The organism is Microbacterium rhizophilum, from assembly GCF_039605615.1.
In the GTDB taxonomy this organism is placed as follows: domain Bacteria; phylum Actinomycetota; class Actinomycetes; order Actinomycetales; family Microbacteriaceae; genus Microbacterium; species Microbacterium rhizophilus.
In genome coordinates this window covers 155,742-181,539 of record NZ_JBCNUN010000009.1, presented here as the reverse complement: position 1 = coordinate 181,539, position 25,798 = coordinate 155,742, and the positions used below count along the sequence as shown (strand labels likewise).

Annotated in this window: 23 protein-coding genes; 12 read left to right on the top strand and 11 right to left on the bottom strand. The window is 72.4% G+C overall.

The features are described 5' to 3' along the window. Positions 1-153 precede the first annotated feature (153 nt). The 8 genes from AAD528_RS14575 (at position 154) to AAD528_RS14540 (ending at position 9,368) form a co-directional block, all read left to right on the top strand. Positions 154-1,806: an amidohydrolase gene (locus AAD528_RS14575; RefSeq protein WP_345752800.1), complete on the top strand. Its 1,653-nt coding sequence runs from the start codon at positions 154-156 to the stop codon at positions 1,804-1,806. An 11-nt stretch (positions 1,807-1,817) separates the two neighbouring features. After that, positions 1,818-2,948, top strand: coding sequence for an ABC transporter ATP-binding protein (locus tag AAD528_RS14570; protein ID WP_345752799.1), 1,131 nt, complete (start codon positions 1,818-1,820; stop codon positions 2,946-2,948). Between the two features lie 2 nt (positions 2,949-2,950). Beyond that, positions 2,951-4,105 (top strand): polyamine ABC transporter substrate-binding protein, encoded by a 1,155-nt coding sequence (locus AAD528_RS14565; protein ID WP_345752798.1) that lies wholly within the window; start codon positions 2,951-2,953, stop codon positions 4,103-4,105. Further along, on the top strand, positions 4,102-5,064 hold the full coding sequence (locus AAD528_RS14560) for an ABC transporter permease (RefSeq protein WP_345752797.1): 963 nt from the start codon (positions 4,102-4,104) through the stop codon (positions 5,062-5,064). The genes AAD528_RS14565 and AAD528_RS14560 overlap by 4 nt, the downstream gene beginning before the upstream one ends. Then, positions 5,061-6,005, top strand: coding sequence for an ABC transporter permease (locus tag AAD528_RS14555; protein WP_345752796.1), 945 nt, complete (start codon positions 5,061-5,063; stop codon positions 6,003-6,005). Before AAD528_RS14560 ends, AAD528_RS14555 begins: the two co-directional genes overlap by 4 nt. 87 nt (positions 6,006-6,092) lie before the next feature. After that, the gene (locus AAD528_RS14550; RefSeq protein ID WP_345752795.1) at positions 6,093-6,560 is read left to right on the top strand and encodes an Lrp/AsnC family transcriptional regulator; all 468 of its coding nucleotides are present in this window, start codon (positions 6,093-6,095) and stop codon (positions 6,558-6,560) included. 19 nt (positions 6,561-6,579) lie between these two features. Beyond that, positions 6,580-7,977, top strand: a complete 1,398-nt coding sequence (locus AAD528_RS14545; RefSeq protein ID WP_345752794.1) for an aspartate aminotransferase family protein — start codon at positions 6,580-6,582, stop codon at positions 7,975-7,977. Next, the gene (locus AAD528_RS14540) at positions 7,977-9,368 is read left to right on the top strand and encodes an NAD(P)/FAD-dependent oxidoreductase (RefSeq protein WP_345752793.1); all 1,392 of its coding nucleotides are present in this window, start codon (positions 7,977-7,979) and stop codon (positions 9,366-9,368) included. Before AAD528_RS14545 ends, AAD528_RS14540 begins: the two co-directional genes overlap by 1 nt. 53 nt (positions 9,369-9,421) lie before the next feature. Here the strand turns inward: AAD528_RS14540 and AAD528_RS14535 are convergent, their stop codons facing one another. The 6 genes from AAD528_RS14535 to AAD528_RS14510 form a co-directional block, all read right to left on the bottom strand. Beyond that, positions 9,422-10,285: a hypothetical protein gene (locus AAD528_RS14535; protein WP_345752792.1), complete on the bottom strand. Its 864-nt coding sequence runs from the start codon at positions 10,283-10,285 to the stop codon at positions 9,422-9,424. Further along, entirely contained in the window at positions 10,282-10,959 is a 678-nt protein-coding gene (locus tag AAD528_RS14530; RefSeq protein ID WP_345752791.1) for a LuxR C-terminal-related transcriptional regulator, read from the bottom strand. The genes AAD528_RS14535 and AAD528_RS14530 overlap by 4 nt, the downstream gene beginning before the upstream one ends. After that, positions 10,947-12,257 (bottom strand): sensor histidine kinase, encoded by a 1,311-nt coding sequence (locus tag AAD528_RS14525; RefSeq protein ID WP_345752790.1) that lies wholly within the window; start codon positions 12,255-12,257, stop codon positions 10,947-10,949. Before AAD528_RS14525 ends, AAD528_RS14530 begins: the two co-directional genes overlap by 13 nt. 127 nt (positions 12,258-12,384) lie before the next feature. After that, positions 12,385-13,269: a formate/nitrite transporter family protein gene (locus AAD528_RS14520; protein WP_345752789.1), complete on the bottom strand. Its 885-nt coding sequence runs from the start codon at positions 13,267-13,269 to the stop codon at positions 12,385-12,387. Between the two features lie 124 nt (positions 13,270-13,393). Then, a complete protein-coding gene (locus AAD528_RS14515; RefSeq protein ID WP_375339633.1) occupies positions 13,394-14,755 on the bottom strand; it encodes an NtaA/DmoA family FMN-dependent monooxygenase in 1,362 nt (453 codons plus the stop codon). Between the two features lie 119 nt (positions 14,756-14,874). After that, positions 14,875-15,669 (bottom strand): siderophore-interacting protein, encoded by a 795-nt coding sequence (locus AAD528_RS14510; protein ID WP_345752787.1) that lies wholly within the window; start codon positions 15,667-15,669, stop codon positions 14,875-14,877. Between the two features lie 112 nt (positions 15,670-15,781). On the opposite strand from AAD528_RS14510, the gene AAD528_RS14505 reads away from it, so the two are divergent. The 3 genes from AAD528_RS14505 to AAD528_RS14495 all read left to right on the top strand — a co-directional run bounded on the left by AAD528_RS14505 (position 15,782) and on the right by AAD528_RS14495 (position 17,386). Further along, positions 15,782-16,108: a helix-turn-helix domain-containing protein gene (locus AAD528_RS14505; RefSeq protein WP_345752786.1), complete on the top strand. Its 327-nt coding sequence runs from the start codon at positions 15,782-15,784 to the stop codon at positions 16,106-16,108. A gap of 70 nt (positions 16,109-16,178) precedes the next feature. Then, the gene (locus tag AAD528_RS14500) at positions 16,179-16,799 is read left to right on the top strand and encodes a ClpP family protease (RefSeq protein WP_345752785.1); all 621 of its coding nucleotides are present in this window, start codon (positions 16,179-16,181) and stop codon (positions 16,797-16,799) included. After that, positions 16,796-17,386 (top strand): ClpP family protease, encoded by a 591-nt coding sequence (locus AAD528_RS14495; protein ID WP_345752784.1) that lies wholly within the window; start codon positions 16,796-16,798, stop codon positions 17,384-17,386. Before AAD528_RS14500 ends, AAD528_RS14495 begins: the two co-directional genes overlap by 4 nt. 189 nt (positions 17,387-17,575) lie before the next feature. Here the strand turns inward: AAD528_RS14495 and guaA are convergent, their stop codons facing one another. Together guaA and AAD528_RS14485 are read right to left on the bottom strand one after the other, a co-directional pair. Continuing rightward, positions 17,576-19,195, bottom strand: coding sequence for a glutamine-hydrolyzing GMP synthase (gene guaA / locus AAD528_RS14490; RefSeq protein ID WP_345752783.1), 1,620 nt, complete (start codon positions 19,193-19,195; stop codon positions 17,576-17,578). Further along, complete coding sequence (locus tag AAD528_RS14485) at positions 19,192-19,671, bottom strand: DUF3817 domain-containing protein (RefSeq protein WP_345752782.1); 480 nt, start codon at positions 19,669-19,671, stop codon at positions 19,192-19,194. Before AAD528_RS14485 ends, guaA begins: the two co-directional genes overlap by 4 nt. Before the next feature lie 129 nt (positions 19,672-19,800). On the opposite strand from AAD528_RS14485, the gene AAD528_RS14480 reads away from it, so the two are divergent. Further along, on the top strand, positions 19,801-20,295 hold the full coding sequence (locus AAD528_RS14480) for a nitroreductase/quinone reductase family protein (protein WP_345752781.1): 495 nt from the start codon (positions 19,801-19,803) through the stop codon (positions 20,293-20,295). 150 nt (positions 20,296-20,445) lie between these two features. On the opposite strand, the gene AAD528_RS14475 is transcribed toward AAD528_RS14480, so the two are convergent. Genes AAD528_RS14475 through AAD528_RS14465 form a run of 3 tightly spaced genes read right to left on the bottom strand, consistent with a single transcriptional unit; the run spans position 20,446 to position 25,618 of the window. Beyond that, entirely contained in the window at positions 20,446-22,284 is a 1,839-nt protein-coding gene (locus tag AAD528_RS14475; RefSeq protein WP_345752780.1) for an ABC transporter ATP-binding protein, read from the bottom strand. Next, positions 22,281-24,107: an ABC transporter ATP-binding protein gene (locus AAD528_RS14470; RefSeq protein ID WP_345752779.1), complete on the bottom strand. Its 1,827-nt coding sequence runs from the start codon at positions 24,105-24,107 to the stop codon at positions 22,281-22,283. Before AAD528_RS14470 ends, AAD528_RS14475 begins: the two co-directional genes overlap by 4 nt. Then, positions 24,104-25,618, bottom strand: a complete 1,515-nt coding sequence (locus tag AAD528_RS14465; RefSeq protein WP_345752778.1) for a GntR family transcriptional regulator — start codon at positions 25,616-25,618, stop codon at positions 24,104-24,106. Before AAD528_RS14465 ends, AAD528_RS14470 begins: the two co-directional genes overlap by 4 nt. Positions 25,619-25,798: the final 180 nt, after the last annotated feature.

Sequence of the window (25,798 nt, the reverse complement as noted above, 5' to 3'; positions counted from 1 at the left end):
GATCCGCGAGCGTTTCCGTTGCGATCGGGGCGTTCCAATGTCGTTTCGAACATGTAAATCTCCTCCGGACGGTCTTCCGCCGGCCGCCGTCGCCGCGCCAGGATCGTCCCTACCGCGGGCTCGTGACCCCTGTGCCCGCGCGGGAGGCCACGCATGCACGACGATCGCTCGCCCGACGCGATGCTCATCACCGGTGGACGGCTCTTCCTCGACGGCCACGTCCAGGAGGCGCCCGTCGCGCTCGTCGACGGCCGGATCGCCGCGATCGGCTCCGAGCAGGTGGATGCCCTGGGCTCCCGGCCGACCGCCACGATCGACGCCGCGGGCGGCCTCGTCCTTCCGGGGTTCCAGGACTCGCACATCCACCCGCACCACGCGGGCAACGCGCTGATCACGTGCGACCTGACGCCCGAGCACACGGTCGAGGGTTACCTGGCCCGCATCGCGGCCTACGCGCACGCCCACCCCGAGCGCGAGTGGATCACGGGCGCCGGCTGGGGCATGGACCTGTTCCCGGGCGGCATCCCCACCAGGGAGCTGCTCGATCGGATCGTGCCCGACCGCCCGGTGTACCTGCCGAACCGCGACGGCCACGGCGCGTGGGTGAACTCGCGCGCGCTGGAGCTGGCCGGCGTGACGCGCGACACGGCGGATCCGGTCTCCGGGCGGATCGAGCGCGACGCCTCCGGTGATCCGGTCGGGTGCCTGCAGGAGGGCGCGATGGAACTCGTCTCCGCGCACGTGCCGCCGCTCACCGATGCGCAGGTCGACGAGGGCTTCCTGCTCGCCCAGCGTCAGCTGCTCGCGTGGGGCGTCACCTCCTGGCAGGACGCCATGGTCGAGGCGGGCGACCGCGGTCTCGACAACCTCGCGTCGTACCGCCGGCTCGACGCCGACGGGCGGCTGCTCGCGCGCGTCGTGGGTGCGCTGTGGTGGGAGCGCACCCGCGGCCTCGAGCAGATCGCCGACCTCGTCGCGTTGCGCGACGCCGCACCGGGGCGGCGCTTCCACGCCGGCAGCGTCAAGATCATGCAGGACGGCGTGCCCGAGAATTTCACCGCCGCGATGCTGGAGCCCTATCTCGACGCGTGCGGCTGCCCGAGCGGCGAGCGCGGCAGGAGCTTCGTCGAGCCGGGGCTGCTCGCGGAGGCGAGCCGCGCGCTCACCGACGCCGGCTTCCGCGTCCACTACCACTCGCTCGGCGACCGCGCCGTGCGCGAGGCGCTCGACGCGATCGAGGCGACGGGCGACATGGTCCGTCCCGTCCTCGCCCACCTGCAGGTCGTGCATCCGGACGACATCCCCCGCTTCGCCGCCGCGGACGCCATCGCGAGCATCCAGCCGCTGTGGGCCCGCCACGAGAAGCAGATGGACGAGCTCTGCATCCCGTTCCTCGGGCCGCGCCGATCGGCCTGGCAGTACCCGTTCGCGAGCCTGCTGCGCGCGGGCGCGACGCTCGCGCTCGGCTCCGACTGGCCCGTCAGCACGGCCGACCCGCTGGAGATCATCCACACCGCGGTCACCCGCGCGGCGTCCGGATCGGACGCGCCCGCGTTCCTCGGCGAGCAGGCCCTGTCGCTGTCCGACGCGATCCTGGGCTACACGGCGGGCAGTGCGTACGCGAACGCCGTCGAGCACCGCGCGGGACGCATCGCGGTGGGATACGACGCCGACCTCGCGATCCTCGACCGCGATGTCTTCGCCGCACCGGTCGCGCGCATCGCGGAGGCGAGCGTCGCGTACACGCTGATCGGCGGACGCGTGGTGCACGAGGCCGCATCGACCGCAGCCGCCGCGGCCGCCTGAGAAGGGAAGACATGACGACGACGCATCTGGTGGACGAGGCGAGGGCCGGCGAGGTCACGCTCTCGGGGGTCTCGCGCGTGTACGGCCGCAGCTACGCGGTGCGCGACCTCGACCTGCACGTCGACGCGGGCGAGTTCCTGTCGCTGCTCGGGCCATCCGGATGCGGCAAGACGACGACGCTGCGGATGATCGGCGGCTTCGAGTACCCGGACGCCGGCTCGATCTCGATCGCCCAGAGGCACGTGCAGGCGCTGCCGCCGCACAAGCGCCCGGTGAACACGGTGTTCCAGGCGTACGCGCTGTTCCCCCACCTGTCGGTCGCGCAGAACGTCGCCTACGGCCTGCGCTACGGCCGGATCCCGAAGGCCGAGATCCGCGAACGCGTCGCCGAGGCGCTCGCGATGGTGCGGATGTCCGGCTTCGCCGATCGGATGCCCGCCCAGCTGTCCGGCGGCCAGCAGCAGCGCATCGCGCTCGCCCGCGCCCTCGTGAACCGCCCCGCCGTGCTGCTGCTCGACGAGCCGATGTCGGCCCTCGACCGCAAGCTCCGCGAGGAGATGCAGATCGAGCTCAAGCTGCTGCAGCAGCAGCTGGGCACCACCTTCGTGTTCGTCACGCACGACCAGGAGGAGGCGATCACCATGAGCGACCGCGTCGCCGTGATGAATCACGGCCGCCTCGAGCAGATCGGGCGCCCCTCCGACGTGTACGACGCCCCGGCGAGCGCGTACGTGGCCGGCTTCATCGGCCAGCAGAACTTCTTCTCCGGCACGCTCGCCGGCGGACCGGGCGCGTGGTCGGTCGAGACCCCGGCGGGGACGGTCGTGTCCTCGCGCGAGCCCGTCGGGTCCGTGAGCGCGGGAACGGCCGTCGAGGCGGCGGTCCGTCCGGAGAACGTCCGCGTCGTGCGGTCGCCCGAGGGCGGGCCCAACGAGATCCCGTCCACCCTGATGAGCGTCAGCCGGCTCGGCGCCTCCCTGCAGATCATCACGATCACCGCCGACGGCATGAAGATCGTCGCCCGCGCACCGCGCGACGCCGACGTCCCCACGACCCCGGGCATCGCGGTGCACTGCCGCTGGTCCCCCGCCGACGTCCACCTGTTCCCCGCCGCGCCCGTCCCGCCCACCGAAAGCGAATGACCATGACCGAACCCATGCGCATCCTGCTCCCCGAGCTCATGACCCGCGATCTGTCGCGCCGATCGTTCCTGGGCGGCCTCGTCGGCCTCGGCACCGCGGCAACCCTGGCGGCGTGCGCCGCTCCCGGGCCGTCCGGCAGCGGCGGCGGAGGCGGCGGCACGGGAGGGCTGAACATCTACACGTGGGGCGAGTACGACGACCCCGAGGTGCTCAAGGCGTTCGCGTCCGTGGACGGCGGCGCGACGATCACCCTCGACAGCTACGGCTCCAACCAGGAGATGATCGCGAAGCTCGTGGCCGCGAGCGGCACGAGCGGTTACGACATCGTCGTGCCGACGCACCAGTTCATCCCGCAGATGGTGGCGGCCGGGCTGCTCGAGCCCCTGGACCACTCCCAGCTGCCCAATATGAAGAACCTGGACCCGACGTACATGGACCAGGACTTCGACCCCGGCAACGAGTACTCCGTCCCGAAGGCCTGGGGATCGTCCGGCTTCGTCTACGACACCACGGCGATCACGCGCGAGCTGACCAGCTGGGCGGATTTCTGGGATGCCGCACAGAAGGAGGCGAGCGGCCACCTGTCGCTGCTCGAGGATCCGGGCGAGCTCGCCTGGGCGTACTTCCTGGCGAACGGGATCGACATCAACACGACGGACCCCGCGCATCTGGAGGCGTATCGCACGTTCATCCTGGAGAAGATCGCGCCGCACATCCAGGCGTTCGAGTCGTATCCGTCGGGCACCATCGCGCAGAACGGCCGCGTGCTCGCGCAGGCGTGGAACGGCGATGCCCGCCAGGGCATCCTCGGCAACTCCGACCCCGAGCGCTACCGCTTCGTGTTCCCGGATGAGGGCTGCGCGCTGTTCCAGGACAACTGGGCGATCGTGAAGGGGTCGCCCAACATCGAGGCCGCCCACACGTTCATCGACTACGTGCTCGACCCCGAGGAGTCGCTCGCGGAGCTCGCCTACAACGGCTACCACACGGGTCTGGCGGGCATCGCCGAGGCCGCGATGGAGGCGGGCGTCGAGCTGCCCGAGCTGATCTTCTTCTCCGAGGAGCAGAGCGCGAAGCTCGTCTTCCCCGCCCTGACCGACGCCGAGCAGACGCTCGTCGAGACGTACGACGAGCTCACGGCGGCGGCGGGGCAGTGACCGCGCTCGCCGCGACGGCGTCGGAGCCGGGCTCGCGCGCCGAGCCGGCTCCGCCCCGCCGCGGGCGCCGGCGGGGCGCGGCGGGGCTGCTGGCCCTGCCCCTCGCCGCCTGGCTCGTGCTCTTCTTCGTCGTGCCGTTCGGCGTGATCCTCTGGTACAGCTTCGGCCACAAGCCGAGCCTGTACGTCACGCACGCCAATGACGTCCTCTCGCTCGGCCGCTACGTCGAGGCGCTCGATCCCGCGTTCCTCTCGACGTTCGGGCGCACGACCCTGATCGCCGTCACCGGCACGGCGCTGTGCGTGCTGATCGGGTTCCCGATCGCCTACTGGATGGCCGTGAAGCTCAGCGCGCGGGCGCGGGGCGTCGTGCTGGCGCTGGTGCTCGTGCCGTACTGGACGAACTTCCTGGTGCGCACCATCGGCTGGCAGATCACGCTCAGCCCGGAGGGGTTCCTGTCCGGCTTCCTCAACGGCATCGGCGTGCTGCACGGCCCGCTCGAGGTCCTGTACACCCCGCAGGCGGTGCAGCTCGGCGTGGTCTACAACTACCTGCCGCTCATGATCCTGCCGCTGTACGTCTCGCTCGAGCGGATGGACCACCGCCTCCTCGAGGCCAGCCGCGATCTGGGCGGGAGCGCCTGGTCGAGCTTTCGGCGCGTGACCGTGCCGCTCGCGATGCCGGGCGTCCTGGCCGGCATGCTGCTCGTGTTCGTGCCGCTGATGGGCGACTACATCACCCCGAGCGTCCTGGGCGGCGCATCGGGAAGCATGGTCGGCCAGATGGTCGCCGGCCAGTTCAACCGCGCGCAGAACTGGGCGCTCGGATCGGCGATGGCGATCATCCTGATGCTGGCGATCCTGCTGGTCGTGGTCGTGTTCGCGCTGCTGTTCAAGGCGCTCGGCGCCGCGATCGCCCGGGCACGCGCGATCGGGCCGATCGAGGAGGGGACGCGATGACGAATCCGACCTTGACGATCCCGGTGATGAGAACGGACCCGGCGACGTCCGATCCCGGGAGCGCCGATCGCGAGAGCGCGCCCGCCGCGCGCCGACGTGCCCCGGTCGGCGACGCCCTCCTGGGCGTGTGGGGCATCGCGGGGCTGCTGTTCCTGTTCTTCCCCGTGCTGGTGATCGTGGCGTACTCGTTCAACACCGGTCGCCAGCTGCAGTCGTGGCAGGGCTTCGGCCTCGACTCGTATGCGAACGCCCTCGCGAACCCGACCATCATCTCGACGATCCAGGTGTCCCTGGCGGCCGCGGTCGGATCCGCCCTGGTGTCGGCCGCGCTCGGCTCGCTCGCGGGCGTGGCGCTCGCCCGCAGCGGCGGGCGCTGGACCGCGTGGCTGGTCGCGCTGCTGGGACTGGCCATGGTGACGCCCGAGATCGTCAACGCCGTCTCGCTCCTCCCCTGGTTCGTCACGCTCGGCGCCGACTGGGGCCTGTGGTGGTTCAACCTCGGACAGGTGCGCCTGGTGATCGCGCACTCGCTGTTCGCGTGCGCCGTGGTGACGTTCATCGTGCGCGCCCGCATGGCGGGGCTCGACGAGTCGCTCGAGGAGGCCGCCGCGGATCTCGGCGCCCCGCCGGCGCAGCGGTTCTGGACGATCACCTTCCCGCTGATGCGACCCGCGGTGATCTCGGGCGCGCTGCTGTCGTTCACGCTGAGTCTCGACAACACCGTGCTGTCGAGCTTCGTGTCGGTGGCCGGGGCGACGCCCTGGCCCGTGTACGTGTTCGCGTCCCTGCGGTCGACGCTGCGCCCCGAGATCGCGGCCGTGTCCACCCTGATGCTGCTGCTGACGCTCGTGGCGCTGGGACTCGTCGCCCTGATCCTGAACCGAGCGGCGAAGCGCACGGGCGAGGGGTCCGGGATCGCCCAGACGCTTGCGGGCGGATGACGCCTTGACGGACGTTTTCGACAGTTGCGAACAGACGCATCTGCGGATTCCCTTGTCCCGGCACCGCGAGACTGACAATATGAGCATATGAGCGCGCGCGACGGACGATCCCCTCTCGACGACACCTCGAAGGCGATCATCGAGCAGCTGCAGGTCGACGGCCGCCGCTCGTACGCCGACGTCGGCAAGGCCGTCGGTCTGTCGGAGGCGGCGGTGCGCCAGCGCGTGCAGCGGCTGATCGACTCGGGCGTGATGCAGATCGTCGCGGTGACGGATCCGCTGCAGCTCGGCTTCCTGCGCCAGGCGATGATCGGCGTGCGCGTGTCGGGCGACACCCGCACGGTGGCCGACGAGATCGCCGAGATCCCCGCCGTCGACTACGTCGTGCTCACGGCGGGCAGCTTCGACCTGCTGGTCGAGGTCGTGTGCGAGGACGACGAGAAGCTGCTCGACGTGCTCAACGACCGGATCCGCACGCTCGACGGCGTCGCATCCACAGAGACGTTCGTCTACCTGAAGCTCCGCAAGCAGCTCTACGACTGGGGCACCCGCTGAGGCATCCGAGGAGGATCCGATGACCGACACCCGCACGATCGCCGCATACGACACCGACGCGCTCAACGCGAAGGCCGCCGACCATCTCTGGATGCACTTCGGGCGCCAGTCGGCGCTCGAGGCGGGGCACGTCCCGATCATCGTGAAGGGCGACGGCAACCACATCTGGGACAGCCGTGGCAAGCGCTACTTCGACGGCCTCTCGGGCCTGTTCGTGGTCGGCGCCGGCCACGGTCGCCGGGAGCTCGCCGAGGCCGCGGCGAAGCAGGCCGCCGAGCTCGCGTACTTCCCCATCTGGGGCTACGCGCATCCGGGCGCGATCGAGCTGGCCGAGCGCCTGGCCGACTACGCCCCGGGCGACCTGAACCGCGTGTTCTTCTCCACGGGCGGCGGCGAGGCCGTGGAGACCGCGTTCAAGCTGGCCAAGCACTACTGGAAGCTGCAGGGCAAGCCGATGAAGCACAAGGTGATCTCGCGCGCGGTCGCCTACCACGGCACGCCCCAGGGCGCCCTGGCCATCACCGGCATCCCGAGCATGAAGGCGATGTACGAGCCGCTCACGCCCGGCGGCTTCCGGGTGCCGAACACCAACTACTACCGCGCGGACGAGATGGGCTTCACCGGCACGGAGAAGGAGTTCGGGATCTGGGCGGCGGACCGGATCGAGGAGATGATCCTGTTCGAAGGGGCCGACACCGTCGCGGCGGTGTTCCTCGAGCCCGTGCAGAACTCGGGCGGGTGCTTCCCGCCGCCCGAGGGCTACTTCGAGCGCGTGCGGCAGATCTGCGATCGCCACGACGTGCTGCTGGTCAGCGATGAGGTGATCTGTGCGTTCGGCCGGATCGGCCACATGTTCGCGTGCGACGCGTACGGCTACGTGCCCGACATGATCACGTGCGCCAAGGCCATGACCAGCGGGTACTCGCCGCTCGGCGCGACCATCGTCAGCGACCGGGTCTACGAGCCGTTCTCGAAGGGCGCCACGTCGTTCCTGCATGGCTACACGTTCGGCGGCCATCCCGTGTCCACCGCGGTCGCGATGGCGAACCTCGACATCTTCGAGCGCGAGGGGCTCAACGAGAACGTCCGCGCGAACTCCGCCGTGTTCCGCGCCTCGCTCGACACCCTGCTCGACCTGCCGATCGTCGGCGACGTGCGCGGCGACGGGTACTTCTTCGGCATCGAGCTGGTGAAGGACAAGTCGACCAAGGAGACGTTCGACGACGAGGAGTCGGAGCGCCTGCTGCGCGGCTTCCTGTCGCGCGCGCTGTTCGAGGCGGGCCTGTACTGCCGCGCGGACGACCGCGGCGACCCCGTGATCCAGCTCGCTCCGCCGCTGACCTGCGGCCCGCGCGAGTTCGACGAGATCACGCAGATCCTGCGCGGCGTGCTGTCCGAGGCGTCCGCGAAGCTCTGATGCCCGCCCGCCCGTACCGCGAGACCTCGTTCTGGTTCGACGCACTCGCGACCTCCGGGCGCGACGACCTCGCCCCGCGGACGCACGCCCCGGGAGACCTCGACGCCGACGTGTGCATCGTCGGCGCGGGACTCACGGGGCTGTGGACCGCGTACTACCTCACGGAGCAGGATCCGTCCCTCCGGATCGTCGTGCTCGAGCGCGACATCGCCGGCTACGGCGCGTCGGGACGCAACGGCGGCTGGTGCTCGGCGCTGTTCCCGCGCGAGACGTCGTCGCTCGTGAAGGCCTACGGCGTCGACGCCGCCCGCCGGATGCGCCGCGCGATGGTCGAGACGGTCGACGAGGTCGGCCGGGTGGTGGCCGCGGAGGGGATCGACTGCGACTTCGCGAAGGGCGGCACGATCGCGTACGCGACGAGCGAGGTGCAGCGCCGCGCGGCGCGGGACGAGGTCGACGCGCACACGGCGTTCGGCGTGGATGCGTACGAGTACTGGGACCTGGCCGACCGGGCCCACCCGCCCGCCGCGATCGCGGCGTCGTTCACGCCCGACTGCGCGCGCATCCAGCCCGCGGCGCTCGTGCGCGGCCTCGCCGAGACGGTCGAGCGGCGCGGCGTGCGGATCTTCGAGCAGACCGCCGCGACCGCCTGGGGCCGCGGCGTCGTCGTGGCGCAGACCCCCGACGGCCCGGTGCGCGTGCGTGCCGGGTCCGTGCTGCTGACCGTCGAGGCGTACGGATCGCGCCTGCCCGGCATCGGGAGGCGGATCCTGCCGCTGTACTCGCTGATGATCGCGACCGAGCCGCTCGACGACGGCTTCTGGGACGCCGCCGGCATCGCGCATGGCCAGACCTTCACCGACTACCGGCACCTGCTGGTCTACGGCCAGCGCACCGCCGACAACCGCTTCGCGTTCGGCGGGCGCGGCGCGCGGTATCACTGGGGCTCCGCGATCCGCGACGAGTACGACCGCGTGGACGGCGTGTTCGCGCACCTGCGGTCGACGCTCCTCGACCTGTTCCCCGACGCGGCGGAGGCGGCCGTCACGCACACGTGGGGCGGCCCGCTCGGCGTGCCGCGCGACTGGCACGCGAGCGTCGGGTTCGACCCGTCCTCGCGGGTCGGATCCGCCGGCGGCTACGTGGGGGACGGCGTCGGCACGACGAACCTCGCCGGGCGCACGCTCGCGGCGCTCGTCACGGGCGCCGACTCGGACCTCACGGCGCTGCCGTGGGTCGGGCACGAGTCCCCCGCGTGGGAGCCCGAGCCGCTGCGCTTCGCCGGCGCGAACCTGGGCCTGCTCGGCATGGCGGCCGCGGATGCCGAGGAGCGCGCCACGGGCCGTCCCTCGCTCGCCGCCCGTCTGCTCGCCCCGCTCACCGGGCACTGACCCGGACTGCTCCGATCGGGTCCCGGCCGGTCGAGGCGACCGACGCAACCGCGTCAGTCCGCGCTGTCGAGCACCGCGCGGCCCGCCGAGACGTCGGCCGTGATGCGGTGCGGGGACGAGCTGGAGGTCTCGAGGCGGTTGTCGAGCTCGCCGGCGGAGACGTCGGAGCGCACGTCGTACGGCTCCGCGGGCAGCGTGAGCTCCAGCGATCCGGCGCTCACGACGATGCCGACGGCGTCGGGGGCGGATCCGGTGAGCTCGCCGACCAGGCGGCCGGCCGAGACGGTCACGTCGGCCTCGGTCACGTCCGCGAGATCGAACCGCGCGGTGCCGGCGCTGACGTCGACCGACAGGCTCTCGGCCGATCCGGTGACGTCCATGCCGCCCGCGCCGAGCTCGAGGTCGAGCGCGCCGAAGGATCCGTCGGCCTGCAGCTCGCCGGCCGACAGCGACAGGTCGGCGTCGAGGCCGCGGTCGCGCAGCGCCTCGGGCAGGGTCAGCACGACCTGCTCGTCGTCGCTGCCGATGCCCCAGCCCCACAGGCCCCAGCCGTCGAGCAGACCGTCGCGGGTCGTGACGTCCAGCTCGTCGCCGTCCCGCGTGAGGGTCCACTCGGAGCGGGCGTCGATGACGTCGAGCGTCGCCTGATCCACGGCGCCGAACTCGATCCGGAACCGCGACGCGGCCGCCTCGACGTCGATCGACGTGATGCCGCTCGCGTCCGTCGTGAGCGTGTCGCTCACGCGCGTGGAGGCGTGCACCGCGGTGCGGATCGCGCCGAGCACGGCGCCGAGGAGGACGAGGCCGCCGATCACGATCAGGACGATGGCGACGGGCTTGCCGGGGCCGCCGCGACGCGGCGACGGAGCGGGCGTGGGCGCGGGAGGCGCCGGCGGGGGTGTGACGGTGACGTTCATCGTGACGCTCCTGACTGCGGCGATCCGCCGCCGCTCTCGATGTGCGCAAGCACCGCGAGCACGCGGCGGTTGCCGAATTCGTCGGGCTCGAGGCCCAGCTTCTGGAAGATCGCGGTGATGTGCTTCTCCACGCTCGCCTCGGAGAGAAAGAGGAGCCCCGCGATCGCCTGGTTGGACTTGCCCTCGGCGATCAGCGCGAGGACCGTGCGCTCTCGCTCGGTCAGCCGGGACATCCGGTCGTCCTCACGGCGGCGGGTGAGCAGCTGCGCGACCACCTCGGGGTCGAGCACCGTCGCGCCCTGCCCGATCCGGTCCACCGAGTCGAGGAACTCCGCGACGTCGGCGACCCGGTCCTTCAGCAGGTAGCCGAGGGCGCCGCCCTGGGCCGTGATCAGGTCGCTGGCGTAGCGCTCCTCGACGTACTGAGAGAGCACCAGCACCGGCAGCTCGGGACGCCGGGCGCGCAGCTCGACGGCGGCGCGGATCCCCTCGTCGGTGAAGCTCGGCGGGAGCCGGACGTCCAGGATGCACAGCTCGGGGTCCGCGCCGTCCACCGCGGCCGGCAGGCCGGTGGCGTCGGGCAGGGCCGCGACCACGGTGTGGCCGCCGTCCTCGAGCAGGCGCACGAGGCCCTCGCGCAGCAGGACGGAGTCCTCGCAGATCACGATGCGCATGGCACGCTCACCTCCAGCGCGGTCGGGCCGCCCTGCGGGCTGTCGAGCCGCACGGTGCCGCCGGCCGCGAGGACGCGGTTGTGGATGCCGTCGAGGCCGCCGCCGGGCAGCACCCGGGCGCCGCCCAGGCCGTTGTCCTCGACGCGGGCCCACAGCGTGCCGTCGTCGCGCACGCGCACCGTGACGCGGCACTCGCTCGCGCGGGAGTGCTTGGCGGCGTTGGTCAGCGACTCGGCGACCGCGAAGTACACGGCGGCCTCGGCGTCGCGGCTGCAGCGGCCATCCAGACGCACGTCCAGCCGCACGGGGATGTGCGAGCGCCCGGCGAGCGCCGACAGCGCGGCGTCGAGGCCGCGGTCGTCCAGCACGGAGGCGTGGATGCCGCGCGCCAGCTGGCGCAGCTCGGTGATCGCGGCCTTCGTCGAGGTGTGCGCCTCCTCGATCAGCGCGCGGGCGGCATCCGGATCCTCCGTCAGCTTCTGCTGGGCGAGGCCCAGCGTCATGCCGACCGAGACCAGCCGTGGCTGCACGCCGTCGTGGAGGTCGCGCTCGATGCGGGTGCGCTCCACCTCGGAGGCCCGCAGGGCGCCGGCGCGCTGCACGTCGGACACGCGCGCCCGCTCGGCGAGCTGCGCCTCGCGGGTCGGGATCACGATGACCCGGGCGAGCACGCCGTGCAGCAGCGCGATCCCGACGATCGCGGCGGCCGAGGCGAGGAACACGAGGATGCCGACCAGCGGCGCCCATCCGGCGAGGATGGAGAAGCCGTTGAACCGGGTGACGCCATCGGCCGCGTACAGCGGCGCGAACGCGAGCACGACCGACGAGACCAGCTGCTGGAACAGGATCAGGGTGATCCAGCCCAGGATCGTCGCGATCGCGGCGTTCGCGACCGCACGCCACATCGGCGCGTCGATGAACTGGTGCCAGACCATCAGCAGGAAGCCGCCGAAGCCCGGGCGCGGCGCCCGGCGGGCCCGCAGGGGCGGCAGCCCGGCGTCGTAGAGGCCGTCGATGCGGGCGGTCTCGAGCCAGCCGATGGCGTACAGCAGGTACACGAGGCCGAGGAGGAACACGACGCCGATGCCGAGCACCGGGAGCATGCCGAGACCGGCGCCGAGCAGCACGCCGAGGATCGTGGCCAGGACGGGCCCGATCACGCCGAGCGCGGCGAGGTGGGCCACGGTGCCGGCGAGGCGCGCGGGCGAGGAGTACGCCGGCAGGTGGCGCGGGGCGCGGGCGCCCGCCTCGGCGGGAGGGGCCGAGGGGGCCTGTGGAGCGGGAGCCGGAGTGGTCATGTCCTAAAGCTAGGACGACCCCCTCCCCCGCCCCACCGAGGGATCCGGACATCCGGATTCGGGTTTTCCCGAAACCGCGGTCGCCCCGAGTCGTCGCTGCGTCGCGGCTGCGCGGGGCGATCCCCGCTCAGCGCACCTGATCGAGCAGGTGATCCGGGACGCGCGTGGGCGAGGCGGCGAAGCTCTTGCCGTTCGGGCGCGTCAGGACGACGCGCTTCGGCGCCGTGCGGCCGTGCGTGGCGTAGATCATCAGGCCGACGAACGTCAGGCCTCCCACGAGGTTGCCGAGGACGGTCGGGATCTCGTTCCAGACCAGGTAGTCGCCGAGCGTGAAGTCGGCGCCGAGCAGCAGGCCCGCCGGGAACAGGAACATGTTCACGACCGAGTGCTCGAAGCCCATGTAGAAGAACAGCATGATCGGCAGCCACATCGCGAGGATCTTGCCCGTGACGGAGGTGGAGATCATGGCGGCGACGACCCCCATCGAGACCATCCAGTTGCACAGCACGCCGCGGATGAACAGGGTCAGCATGCCGCCGAATCCGTGCTCGGCGTACCCGACCGTGCGGCCGTGGCCGATCTCGCCGATCGCGTGGCCGACCGCGCTGGGTTCGGTCGTGAAGCCGTACGTGAAGTAGATCGCCATGAGCACCGCGACCGTGAACGCCCCGGCGAAGTTGCCGAGGAACACCAGGCCCCAATTGCGTCCGATGCCGCCGAGCGTGATGCCGGGGCGGCGGTCGAACAGCGCGAGCGGTGCGAGCGTGAACACGCCCGTGAGCAGGTCGTAGCCGAGCAGGTACAGCAGCACGAAGCCGACCGGGAACAGCAGCGCGCCGATCAGCGGCTGTCCCGTGTTGGTCGACACGGTCACGGCGAACGCCGCGGCGATCGTGAGCGTCGCGCCGCCCATGAATCCGCGGATCAGCGTGTCGCGCGTCGACATCAGGATCTTCGACTCGCCGGCGTCGATCATGGCGGTGATCAGTTCGGCGGGCTTCACGTACGACATGGCATCTCCTCGGGGACGTGTGTGTCCTCAGGCTCCCGCACGCCGGTTTCGGGACGCGTGCCGTGCCGTTACGCGCGCGGTGCGATCCGCTCACGCCCGTCCGGCGCCGGCTGTGAGATCCCGGTCAGCCGAGCTGCAGCGCGGGCACGGGCTCGTGCAGGTGCGCGCCGCCGCGGTAGCGGGCGCCGACGTGGTTCCCGGGCAGGCGGTCGCCGCGGCCGAACAGTCGCTCGCGCAGCGTGGTCGGCGCCTCGTCGTCGCGCAGGCGTCCGCGGCGGCGCAGCTCGGGCACGACCAGCTCGGCGAAGTCGCGGGCCGTGTCGAACGAGTGGTACTGGCGCAGGTTGATGCCGTCGACGCCCGCCTCGTCGAGCCACAGCTCGATCTCGTCGGCCACGACCTTCGGCGTCCCCGCGACGAAGAAGCGGTCCTCGCGTCCGGCGACGATCCGGGTGAGGGCCTCGCCGACCGTGCCGGTCGCGTTCGCGAGGAACGGCAGCGGGATCCCGGCCTCCTGCGCCTCGGCGACGACGGTCGCGATGGGCGTCTCGGGCGGGTAGGCGGTCAGGTCGACGGGCATGCTCGAGTGGGCCAGGATCCCGTCGAGGCTCTGGTGGGCGCGGTAGGCGCGCAGCTTGTCGGCGGCCTCCTCCTCCGTGCGTCCGACCACGACGCCCGCCTGCACGACGAATCTCACGTCGTCGCCGCGGCGGCCCTGCGCGATCGCCGCGTCGCGCATCGCCTGCGCGTTGCGCTGGAAGTCCGCCACGGAGCGTCCGCCCGTGAACACCACCTCGGCATGCCGCCCGGCGAACGCGATGCCGGCGGGCGATCCGGTCGCCTGGTACAGCACGGGCGTGCGCTGCGGCGACGGCTCGGACAGGTGCGGGCCCTTGACCCTGAAGTGCTCGCCGACGTGGTCGATGTAGCGCACCTTGGACGGGTCGGTGTAGACGCCGCCGTCGCGGTCGCGCAGCACCGCGTCGTCGTCCCACGAGCCCTCCCACAGCTTGTAAAGGACGTGCAGGTACTCGTCGGCGATCTCGTACCGCCGGTCGTGCGGCACCTCGGCGTCGAGGCCGAAGTTCTGCGCCGCGTTCGGCAGGTACGAGGTGACGATGTTCCAGCCGATCCGGCCCTTCGTGAGGTGGTCGAGCGTCGACATGCGCCGCGCGAACGCGAACGGCGGCTCGTACGTCGTGGAGAACGTGACGCCGAAGCCGAGGCGCTTCGTCACGGCGGCCATCGCCGGCACGACCAGCAGCGGGTCGTTGCTGGGGATCTGCATGCCCTCCCGCAGCGCGGTCTCCGGGCCGCCGCGGAACGTGTCGTAGGCGCCGACCACGTCCGCGAGGAAGACGCCGTCGAACCCGCCGTCCTCGAGCAGCTGCGCGAGCTCGATCCAGTAGTCGATGTCGTTGAAGCGCTCGCGGTTGTTGCCGGGCAGCCGCCACAGGCCGTGCGTGATGTGGCTGGGCGTGTTCATCTCGAACAGGTTCAGGATGAGGCGCTTCTTGTCGGGCACGAGGCGACTCTAGGACGACCGGATCGGCGGGGCGCGCCGCGATGTCACGCCGCGTCACGCGGCGCGACCGGAGTCCCGGATCAGCCGGCGCGGCCGATGCGCCAGTAGCCGGTGAAGACGATGCGCTGCTTGGGCACGCCGACGGCGACCAGGTGCCGCCGGCCCGCGGCGACCAGGGCCTGCTCGCCCGCGAGGTACACCGACAGGGCCGCCGGATCGATGGGCGCGTACCGCCGCAGCGTCTCGAGCGCGAGCGCGCCCGGCCGGGCGTGCGGATCCGCGCGGGGTAGCCACCGCACCTCGAATCCCTCCGGGGCGTCGACGGGCTGGGCGTCGGTCGGGTCCGGGATCTCGATGAGCGCGAGCCCGGTCGCGTCGCGCGGCAGGTCGCGCAGGATCCCCAGCACGGCCGGCAGCGCCGACTCGTCGCCGACCAGCAGGTGCGTGCCGTCCTGCACCTCGAAGCCGCGGCCCTGGTCCAGGAGCACGACGCGCTCCCCCGCCCGGGCGCGCTGCGCCCACGGCCCCGCGACGCCCTCGTCCCCGTGCGCGACGAAGTCGACGTCGAGCTCGCCCGCCTCGGGACGGTGCATGCGGACCGTGTAGTTGCGGAACAGCGGGCGCGTGTGCGAGTTCGCCATCAGGTACTTCAGGTACCCGGCCATGCCGAAGCCCTCCGGCACCGCGTCGAAGTCGGTCGTGCCGTCCGCGCGCGGCAGGAACAGCCGGAACCACTGGTCGAAGCCGTGCCGGGGCAGACGGCGCAGCTCGTCCCCGTCGAACGTCACGCGCACCATGTGCGGCGTGACGCGCTCGCCGCGCAGCACCTGCGCGCGGTACAGGCCACGGCTCTTCCGGGCGTCGCTGAAGGCCACGTCTGCTCCTGTCGGGTCGGGAGGTCGGGCGATCCCGACTATATTGCGTCGGCCGTTCTGCCCTGAGCGGAACGGGATGCGGCGGACAGCCCCCGGTGCCTAGCGTGAGGCCATGGCCGAGCTGCTTCCGCTTCCCGCGCGACGCGTCCCATCCGATCCGGATCCGCTGTGGCGTCATCTGGTGGGCGAGCGGCTGCGCCGGTTGCGGCGCGAACGGGGCGAGACGCTCGCGGACGTCGCGCGGCGGGCCGGGATCTCGGTGCAGTACCTCTCGGAGATGGAGCGCGGCCGCAAGGAGGCGTCCAGCGAGATGATCGCCGCGGTGCTCGGGGCGCTCGGCGAGACGCTGCTCGACCTCACGGCCGGCATCGCGGACGACCTGCGCCAGGCGGCACCGACCCCGGCGATGGGCGCGCAGGTCCTGGCGCTCGCGGCCTGATCCGCCGCGGGCGGATCCGCCGAGGGCGGGTCCCGCCCCGCGCGCGGAGCGCGGCGCGCACGCTGGGCGCATGGTTGAAGAAGGCAGGATCCCCCAGTTCACCCCGGAGGCTCGGCGCGAGCTCTATCACCGCCGCGTGCTGATGCTCGACGGGCCGCTCGACGACGACAACGGCACGCTGCTCGCGACACAGCTGCTGGCCCTCGCCGCCGAGGATCCGGCGTCCGACGTGGCGCTGTGGATCCATTCGCCCGGCGGATCCGTCCCGTCCATGCTGGCGATCCGCGACATCATGCGCCTCGTGCCGTGCGACGTGTCGACCCTCGCGATCGGGATGGCCGCGAGCGCGGGGCAGTTCCTGCTGTCGGCGGGCACGCCCGGCAAGCGGCGGGCGCTGCCGCACGCGCGCATCCTGCTGCACCAGGGTTCGGCGGGGATCGGCGGCACCGCGGTCGACGTGGAGCTGCAGGCCGACGACCTGCGGCACATGCGCGACACCGTGATCGGGCTCATCTCCGCGGACACCGGGCAGCCGCGCGAGCGCGTGTTCGAGGACTCGCTGCACGACCACTGGTACACGGCGCAGGAGGCGCTCGACTACGGCTTCATCGACGGCATCGTGCGGGGCTTCGACGAGATGATGCCCCGGCCGCGGAACCGGATCGGGCTGGGCGCGGAGGTGGCGGCATGAGCTCGTACACGATCCCCAGCGTGATCAAGCGGGATGCGCGGGGCGAGCGGATCATGGACGTCTACTCGGAGCTGCTCACGGAGCGCGTCGTGTACCTCGGCACCGGCATCGACGCGGGCGTCGCGAACGCGCTGATCGCGCAGCTGCTGCACCTGGAGGCGGACGCCCCGGAGCGCGAGATCCAGCTCTACATCAACTCGGAGGGCGGCGACCCGCAGGCCGCGCTGGCGGTGCACGACACGATGCGCTTCATCCGGCCCGCGGTCGCGACGACGTGCATCGGCCAGGCGGTCGGCGCGAGCGCGGTGCTGCTGGCCGCGGGCGCCGCGGGGCGGCGCGCCATCCTGCCGCACGCCCGGGTCGTGCTGCATCAGCCCGGCGCGCAGAGCCGTGGGGCGATCCCCGACCTGATCCTGCACGCCGACGAGCTCGTGCGCGTGCGCGACGACATGGAGGGCATCCTCGCGGCCCACACGGGCCGCTCCCGCGAGCAGCTGCGCCACGACACCGACCGCGACCGCGTCTTCACCGCCGACGCCGCGGTCGCCTACGGCCTGGCAGACCGCGTGGTCGCCGCGCGCGGGTGACATCCCCTTCCGCCCCGGTGGCTCCCCTCCCCACCCCCGGTGGCTCCCTCCCCGCCGCCGGTGGCTCCCGTCCCCGCCGCCGAGAACACGTCCTCTCAACGAGGACATGCCCTTTCCGCGCAGAAAAGACGTGTCCTCGTTGAGAACACGTCCTTTCGCGGCGGGGGCCGGGTCAGGCCGCGGGTGGGATCACTCCCACTCGATCGTTCCCGGCGGCTTCGAGGTCACGTCCAGGACGACGCGGTTGATCTCGCGGACCTCGTTAGTGATCCGGTTCGAGATCTTCGACAGCACGTCGTAGGGCAGGCGCGTCCAGTCCGCGGTCATGGCGTCCTCGCTCGAGACGGGACGCAGCACGACGGGGTGGCCGTACGTGCGGCCGTCGCCCTGCACGCCCACCGAGCGGACGTCGGCGAGCAGCACGACCGGGCACTGCCAGATCTCGCCGTCGAGGCCCGCCTTGGTGAGCTCCTCGCGCGCGATCGCGTCCGCTTCCCGCAGGATGTCGAGGCGCTCGCGCGTCACCTCGCCGATGATCCGGATGCCGAGGCCGGGGCCAGGGAACGGCTGGCGTCCCACGATGGCCTCGGGGATGCCGAGCTCGCGTCCGATCGCGCGCACCTCGTCCTTGAACAGGGTGCGCAGCGGCTCGACGAGCTCGAAGTCGAGGTCCTCGGGCAGGCCGCCGACGTTGTGGTGGCTCTTGATGTTCGCGGTGCCGGCGCCGCCGCCCGACTCGACCACGTCGGGGTACAGCGTGCCCTGCACGAGGAACCGGATGGGCTCGCCCTCGGCCTTCGCCTCGGCGATCAGGTCCTTCTGCACCTTCTCGAACGCGCGGATGAACTCGCGGCCGATGATCTTGCGCTTCTCCTCGGGGTCGGTGACGCCCGCGAGGTGGCCGAGGAACACGTCCTCGGCGTCGACCGTGATGAGGCGCACGCCCGTCGACTCGACGTAGTCCTTCTCGACCTGCTCGCGCTCGCCCTTGCGGAGGAGGCCGTGGTCGACGAACACCGCGGTGAGCTGGTCGCCGACGGCCTTGTGGACGAGCGCGGTCGACACGGCCGAGTCCACGCCGCCCGACAGCGCCGAGATGACGCGGGCGGATCCGATCTGGGCGCGGATGCGCTCGACCTGCTCGGCGATGACGTTTCCGGCGTTCCAGTCGGCGGGCAGGCCGACGGCCTTGTGCAGGAAGTTCTCGATGACCTCCTGGCCGTGGTCGCTGTGCTTGACCTCGGGGTGCCACTGCACGCCGTAGAACTTCCGCTCGGCGTGGCCGAACGCCGCCACCGGGGTGGCCGCGGTCGACGCGAGCACCTCGAAGCCCTCGGGCGCCTGCGCGACCTGGTCGCCGTGGCTCATCCACACGTTCTGGTCGGCCGGCTGGCCGCCGAGCAGCACGCCGCCGTCGCCCACGAGGGCCGCGTCGGTCGCGCCGTACTCGCGCAGGCCGGTGTTGGCGACCTCGCCGCCGAGGGCCTGGGCCATCACCTGGAAGCCGTAGCAGATGCCGAGCGTCGGGACGCCGAGGTCGAACACCGCGGGATCCAGCGTCGGGGCGCCCGGCTCGTACACCGACGACGGACCGCCCGACAGGATGATCGCGACCGGGTCGTGCGCGGAGATCTCCTCCGCCGTGGCCGTGTGCGGGATCAGCTCGCTGAACACGCCGGCCTCGCGCACGCGGCGCGCGATCAGCTGCGCGTACTGCGCGCCGAAATCGACGACCAGCACGGGGCGCTGGACGGTGTCGTGGGAGACGTCCGCTCCGACGGGGGCTTCTGTCGCATCCTGCTGGGTCATCCGGCGACCTCCTGAGCCTGAGCGGCCTTCTTCTCGGCGGCCGCGGCCTCGCGCTCGGCCAGGTAGCGCTTCACGTCGCGCGCGACGACGAACTCCATGATGAAGGAGAGGAACGGGATCACGCCGCCTCCGGCGAGCAGGATGAACCGCCAGAACGGCCAGCGCATCAGGCTCCACACGCGGAAGCACGCGAACAGGTACACGACGTAGAACCAGCCGTGCACGATCAGGATGCCGAGCGACAGGTTCACGCCGTCGCCGGTCGAGACGAGCTCGTCGCCCTGCGGCACGACCTCGCGGAACGCGAACAGGCCCTGCGAGTCGAGGAAGAACAGCTCGACGCCGATGGGCGTGTACTTCAGGACCATCTCGAGGCACAGCAGCAGCAGGCCGACGCCGGTGATGACCGAGCAGATCTGGTAGAACCGCAGCGCGCCCCGGATCTGCGGGAACGTGGCGAGCTTGGGCTGCGGCATGAGGTCCAGTCTATCGGCGGCTCCTGGGCGTCCGATCCGCGCGCAGGCGCCGCTTCGACCCGGTCGACCCTATGCGCGATCCCGCCGCCTCGCTAGCATTCGAGCAAGGGGGAAGAGAGAGGTCCGCTCGTGGCGCCCGACACCGAGCAGAAGAGCCCCGACCGCGGCCCCGCGCGCGTCCCGCCGCGCTGGTTCATCACGACGGCCTGGCGCGTGCATCGCGCGCTGTACCGCGTCTCCGGCGGCCGCTTCGGCCTGCGCCGCCCCACCGCGACGGTGTTCGGCATGATGCGGCTGCACACGATCGGGCGGCGCTCCGGTGCCGAGCGGATCGCGATCGTGGCGTACTTCGACGACGGGCCGAACCTCGTCACGATGGCCATGAACGGGTGGGGCGATCCGCCGCCCGCCTGGTGGCTCAACCTGCAGGCGAACCCGATGGCGAGCGTGGACCTGCCCGGCGGCGCGCATCGCCAGGTGATCGCCCGCGAGGCCAAGGGCGCCGAGCGCGACCGGCTCTGGGACGTGTTCCGCCGCATGGACAGCTACGACGCCGATCTCGACGACCTCGCCGCGCTGCGCTCCCGCGAGACTCCCGTGATCGTCCTGCGGCCGCACCCCTGATCCCACCGGAGTTCGGGCGCCCGGTGCGAGCGAAGCGAGCGTGCCGCGAAGCGGCCCCGCGGCGCGCAGCGCTGCCGGCTGGCGCGCAGCGACAGCCCTCGCTCGCCGAGCGGCGGCGCGGAGCGTCGCCCGAGGAGAGCGAGAACGCTCCTAGACGACGCTGTCCCACGCGCCCCGCATGCGGGCGAAGACGCCCCCGCGCGCGACCAGCGCGGCGGGCGATCCGTCCTCGATGACGCGGCCGTGCTCCAGCACCACCACGCGGTCGGCGATGTCGATGGTCGACAGCCGGTGGGCGATGATGATCGCCGTGCGGCCGGCGAGCAGCGTGCCGAGCGCCCGCTGCACGAGCGCCTCGCTCGGCAGGTCGAGCGAGCTCGTCGCCTCGTCCAGGATCAGGATCGCCGGGTCGGCGAGGAACGCGCGCGCGAACGACACGAGCTGGCGCTGGCCCGCCGACAGGCGGCCGCCGCGCTTGTTCACGTCGGTGTCGTAGCCGTCGGGCAGCTGCTCGATGAACCGGTGCGCGCCCACGGCGCGCGCGGCGGCGACGATCTCGTCGTGGCTCGCCCCGGCGCGTCCGATCCCGATGTTCTCGGCGACCGTGCCGCTGAAGAGGAACGCCTCCTGCGTCACCATCACGACGGCGCGGCGCAGGTCGGCGGGCTCGGCGTCGCGCAGGTCGACGCCGTCGATCAGGATCGCGCCGTCGCTGACGTCGTAGAACCGCGCGATGAGCTTGGCGATGGTCGACTTGCCCGCGCCCGTCGTGCCGACCAGCGCGACCGTCTGCCCTGCGTCGATCCCGAGGTCGAGGCCCGGCAGCACATCCGCCCCCTCGCCGTACGCGAAGCGGACGCCGCGGAACCGGATCGCGCCGCGCACGTCGCGCAGGGGGACGGGCACGCGCGGATCCGTGAGGGAGGGCCGCACGTCGAGGTAGCCCGAGATCTTCTCCAGCGCCGCGAGCGCCGACTGCAGGGAGTTGTAGAAGCGGGCCATGTCCTGCACGGGCGTGAAGAACCGCTTGGCATACAGCACGGCGGCCACCAGTGCGCCGAGCGGCAGGTCGCCGCTCAGCACGCGGAACCCGTCGACCACGAGCGCGGCGGCGACCGTGAGGTTGCCGACGAGCACCAGGCCGGGGTCGTACACGCCGATGAGGCCGACGGCCCGCTGGTCGGCGACGCGGTATTCCTCCGACAGCCGCGCGTGCTCGTCGGTGTTGCGCCGCTCGCGCCGGAACGCCTGCACCGCGCGGTGCCCGGTCATGGTCTCCACGAACTGCACGATGAGGTTCGCCGAGGCGACGCGCGTGGAGCGGTAGTGCAGCTGCGACTGGTGCTGGAACCACCACGTCAGCAGCGCGACCGGGATCACCGCGAGCAGGAGCACGCCGCCGGAGATCGGATCGAGCATCACCAGCATCGCGGCGATCGCGACCATGTAGAGGAAGCCGCTCAGCAGCGAGTTGATGCCCGAATCGAGCAGCTCGCGCACGGCGTCGAGGTCGGACGTCTGGCGCGCGATGATCCGCCCGGACGTGTACCGCTCGTGGAATTCGAGGCTCAGCCGCTGCGTGTGCCGGAAGACGCGGTCGCGCAGCTCGAGCAGGACGTCCTGGCAGATCCGGGCGTTCAGGCGGATGTACAGCAGGGTCAGGATGCCTCCGAGCACGGCGCTCGCGAGGTAGAGACCGGCGTCGAGCAGCATGCGCGACGGATCGCCCGCCAGCAGCGCGGGCAGCGCCGTGTCGATCGCCGAGGCGACGAGCAGCGGGCCCGCCGCGCGTGACACCTGCGCCGACGCGACCAGCACCAGCATCAGGGCGAAGCGCCACCGCATCGGCCCCAGCAGCGATCGGAGCAGCCGCAGCGAGCGCGCCCGCACGAGGCGCCGGTGGCCGCGCGCGAGGTGGATCTCGTCCTCGAACGCCGCGGTCGCATCCGCGGTCCCCCCGGCAGACGGGGTGGGGTTCATGCCGCTCATCGCATGGCCTCCTCGCGGCCCGCGCCGGCCGCCTCCAGCGCGTCGTCGAGGTGCTCGCCGCTCTGCCGCGCGATCACCGCGCGGTAGCGCGGCTCGTCGGCGAGCATCCGCTCGTGCGTGCCGACCGCGACGATGCGCCCCTCGTCGAGCAGCGCGACGCGGTCGGCGAGCGCGACGGTCGACGGGCGGTGCGCCACGACGAGCGTCGTGGTCCCCGCGAGCGTCTCGCGCAGGCGCTCGGTCACGCGCGCCTCGGTGCGCACGTCGAGCGCCGACAGCGGGTCGTCCAGCACCAGGATCCGCGGATGCGCCGCGATCGCGCGGGCGAGCGCGACGCGCTGGCGCTGGCCGCCCGACAGGCTCAGCCCCTCCTCGCCGATCTGCGTGTCGACGCCGTGGGGCAGGTCGCGCACGAACTCGGCACCGGCCACGTCGATCGCCTCCTCGAGCACGTCGTCGCCCGCGTCCGGCACCCCGAGCAGGATGTTGTCGCGCACGGTCGAGGAGAACAGCACGGGCTCCTCGAATGCGATCGCGACGAGGCCGCGCAGCTCGTGGCGCGCGAGGTCGCGCACGTCGACGCCGCCGATCCGCACGCTGCCGCCCGTGACGTCGTGGAAGCGCGGCACGAGCTCGACGAGCGTCGACTTTCCGCTGCCGGTCACGCCGACGAGCGCCATCGTCTCCCCCGGCTCGATGCGCAGATCGACGCCCTCGAGCACCTCACGGCCGTCCACGGCGTCGGGGTAGGCGAAGCGCACGCCCTCGAACACCAGGTCGGCGCCCCTCCCCGGTTCCGCGGGCTCGGCCGGATCCAGGATCGTGTCCTCCACGTCGAGCACCTCGAAGTACCGGTCGATCGCGGTCTTGGCGTCCATCGACATCGCGAACTGCTCGCCCAGGCGTCCGAGCGGCCCGTTCACCAGGCTCGCGGTCGCGAAGAACGCCACCACCGCGCCGACGGACAGCGCGCCCTGCGCGACGAGCGTGATCCCCAGTCCCAGCGCGATCGACAAGCCGGTCTCGGGCAGCAGCGCGAGCACCATCGACACGGTCGACAGCGCGCGGGACTTCTGCAGCTCGACCTCGCGCACGCGGTCGGCCCGGGCGTGGAAGTCGTCGCCGGCCTGCCGCGCGCGGCCGAACGCCTTCAGGATCCGGATGCCGCGCACCGACTCCTCGATCACGGTCGCGAGATCGCCCACGAGATCCTGGCTGTGACGGGACAGGATCCGGTACCGCCGACGGAAGCGGAAGCTCACGATCACGACGGGGATCGCGGCCACGAGGTAGACGGCGCCGAGCGCGGGACTCGCCGCGAACATCAAGATCAGGCCGGTGACGATCGTGATCGCGTTGACGCAGATCATGATCATGCCGAAGCTCAGCCAGCGCCGGAATCGCCGGATGTCGCTGAAGGAGCGCGACAGCAGCTGGCCGCTGCCCCACTCGTCGTGGAAGCCGACGGGCAGCTGCGCGAGGTGCTCGTAGAGCCGCACCCGCAGGTCCGCCTCGAGCTTCGTGCCGGGGGCGAGCACGAGCTGCCGGCGCGCGGTCAGCAGCGCGGTCTCGAGCACGCCGAGCGCCAGCACGATCGCGACACCCCACCACAGCCCGGATGCGTCGTCCGCATCGAACAGCGGCCCGTTCACGATCCACTGCAGCACCTGCGGGATTGACAGCGCGACCATGCTCGCGAGCGCCGCGGTGACGAGGCCCAGCACGAGGCGGGGCACGATGGCGCGCGCGAAGGGGTGCAGGCGCAGCAGCGACGAGGCGAACGAGGTCTGCGGAGCGTCGGAGGCGTGGCCGCGGCTGGTCATTCGTCCTCCGTCGTGAGCTGCCACTCGGCCGCGCGCGCGATGGCGTCGGCGAGCGCGCCGATCTCGGCCGCGTCGTCCGGCAGCCGCGTGGTCGCGATCCGTATCCGCGGCTCGCCGGGTGCGAACGTGCCGCGCGATCCGGCGCTCGCGGCGATCCCCTCCTCCGCGAGCGCGAGCAGCGCGTCGCGCTCGTCGCGCACCGCCACCCACGCGAAGAAGCCGCCATCGCCCGCGGCCCGCACGCCCCGCGCCGCCAGCGCGCGGTGCAGCGCGGCGCCCCGCGCCCGGTACACGCGCGCGGCATGCGCGACGACCGGGCCGGCATCCGCCATCACGCGTGCGAGGGCGCCCTGCAGCAGCGGGTTGGGCCGCGCGCCCTCACGCGCCTGCCGCGCCGCGATCCGCTCGAGCGCGGCCGCGGGCCCGATCACGACGGCGGTCTGCAGGCGCGGGCCGTAGCCGCGCGACAGGTCGATGACGCGGATCACCCGCTCGGGTAGGACGTCGGCGAGCGTCGCGCCGTCGACCAGCCCGCCCGCGGAGTGCTCCTCGACGATCCACGCGCCGGATCCGGCCAGCGCGTCCGCGAGCGCGTCGCGCCGCCGCGGGGTGAGCGTGGAGCCCAGAGGCACGGCCGCCGCGGTCTGGAACGTCACGACCGCAGGCTCCGCCGCGAGCGCATCCCGCACCGCCTCCACGACCGGGCCCTCGGCATCCGAGGCGAACGGCACCGGCCGCGCACCGAGCCCCGCGAGGATCCCCCGGTTGCGGTTGCACGTCGGATCCTCGATCGCGACGGCCACCTCTCCCGGCTGATGTCCCACTTCCTGCCCGAATCCAGCCCCCGCAACGGCCGCAAGTGGGACATCAGCCCCGCGCATGCCGACCTCCCCGGCCGGGCGCCCCGGGTCGTGTCCCACTTCCTGCCCGAATCCGGCCTTCATGACGGCCGCAAGTGGGACACGGCCGTCGCCCGAGCCGCGCGCGAGCTCGGACAGCACGAGGTGCATGGCCGAGGCGGCACCGGCGGCGGCGATCATCTCGGCACCGCGCGCCCCGAAGCGCGCGGCCACCGCGTCGCGCAGCGCCGGCACGATCGGCGTGCGCGAGGACAGCCCGGCGTCGCCCTCGAGCGCCGCGGCGAGCGCGGCATCGAGCCGCGGCAGCAGCGCGGGGTCGGGCCGGGCGCCGGCGAGCGTCACCATGCCGCGCGGGTCCGCCGCGGGCCGCTCGGCCGGCCGCGCGGCGACGATCGTGCCGCCGCGGCGGCGGGTCTCGAGCAGCCCCTCGCGCCGCAGCTCGGACCACGCGTCGGCGACCGCGCCGACGCTCGCGCCGAGCGCGCCGGCGACCGCGCGGATGGTGGGCAACCGCGCGCCGGGGGGCAGGGCGCCCGAGGCGATGAGGTCGCCGAGCGCGCGCCGGATGCCCTCCGCGCCGGTGGCGCCGAGGCGCTCCGCGAGCTGCTCGGCGCTCAGCGCGGAGCCGGGCGCATCGATGGTGACAGGCACAGGGACTCTCACTCCATATGTTCAGAAGTGTTCAGATATCACCACACAATAGCCCGCTCGACCGCGCCGCACATGACGACACATAACTACACAATCCGTAACCGACAGTTGCCGGGCCCCCCGCACCCCCGCGTAGCTTGACGACCCAACGGGCCCTCCGCCCGCCGCACCCGCCCCGAT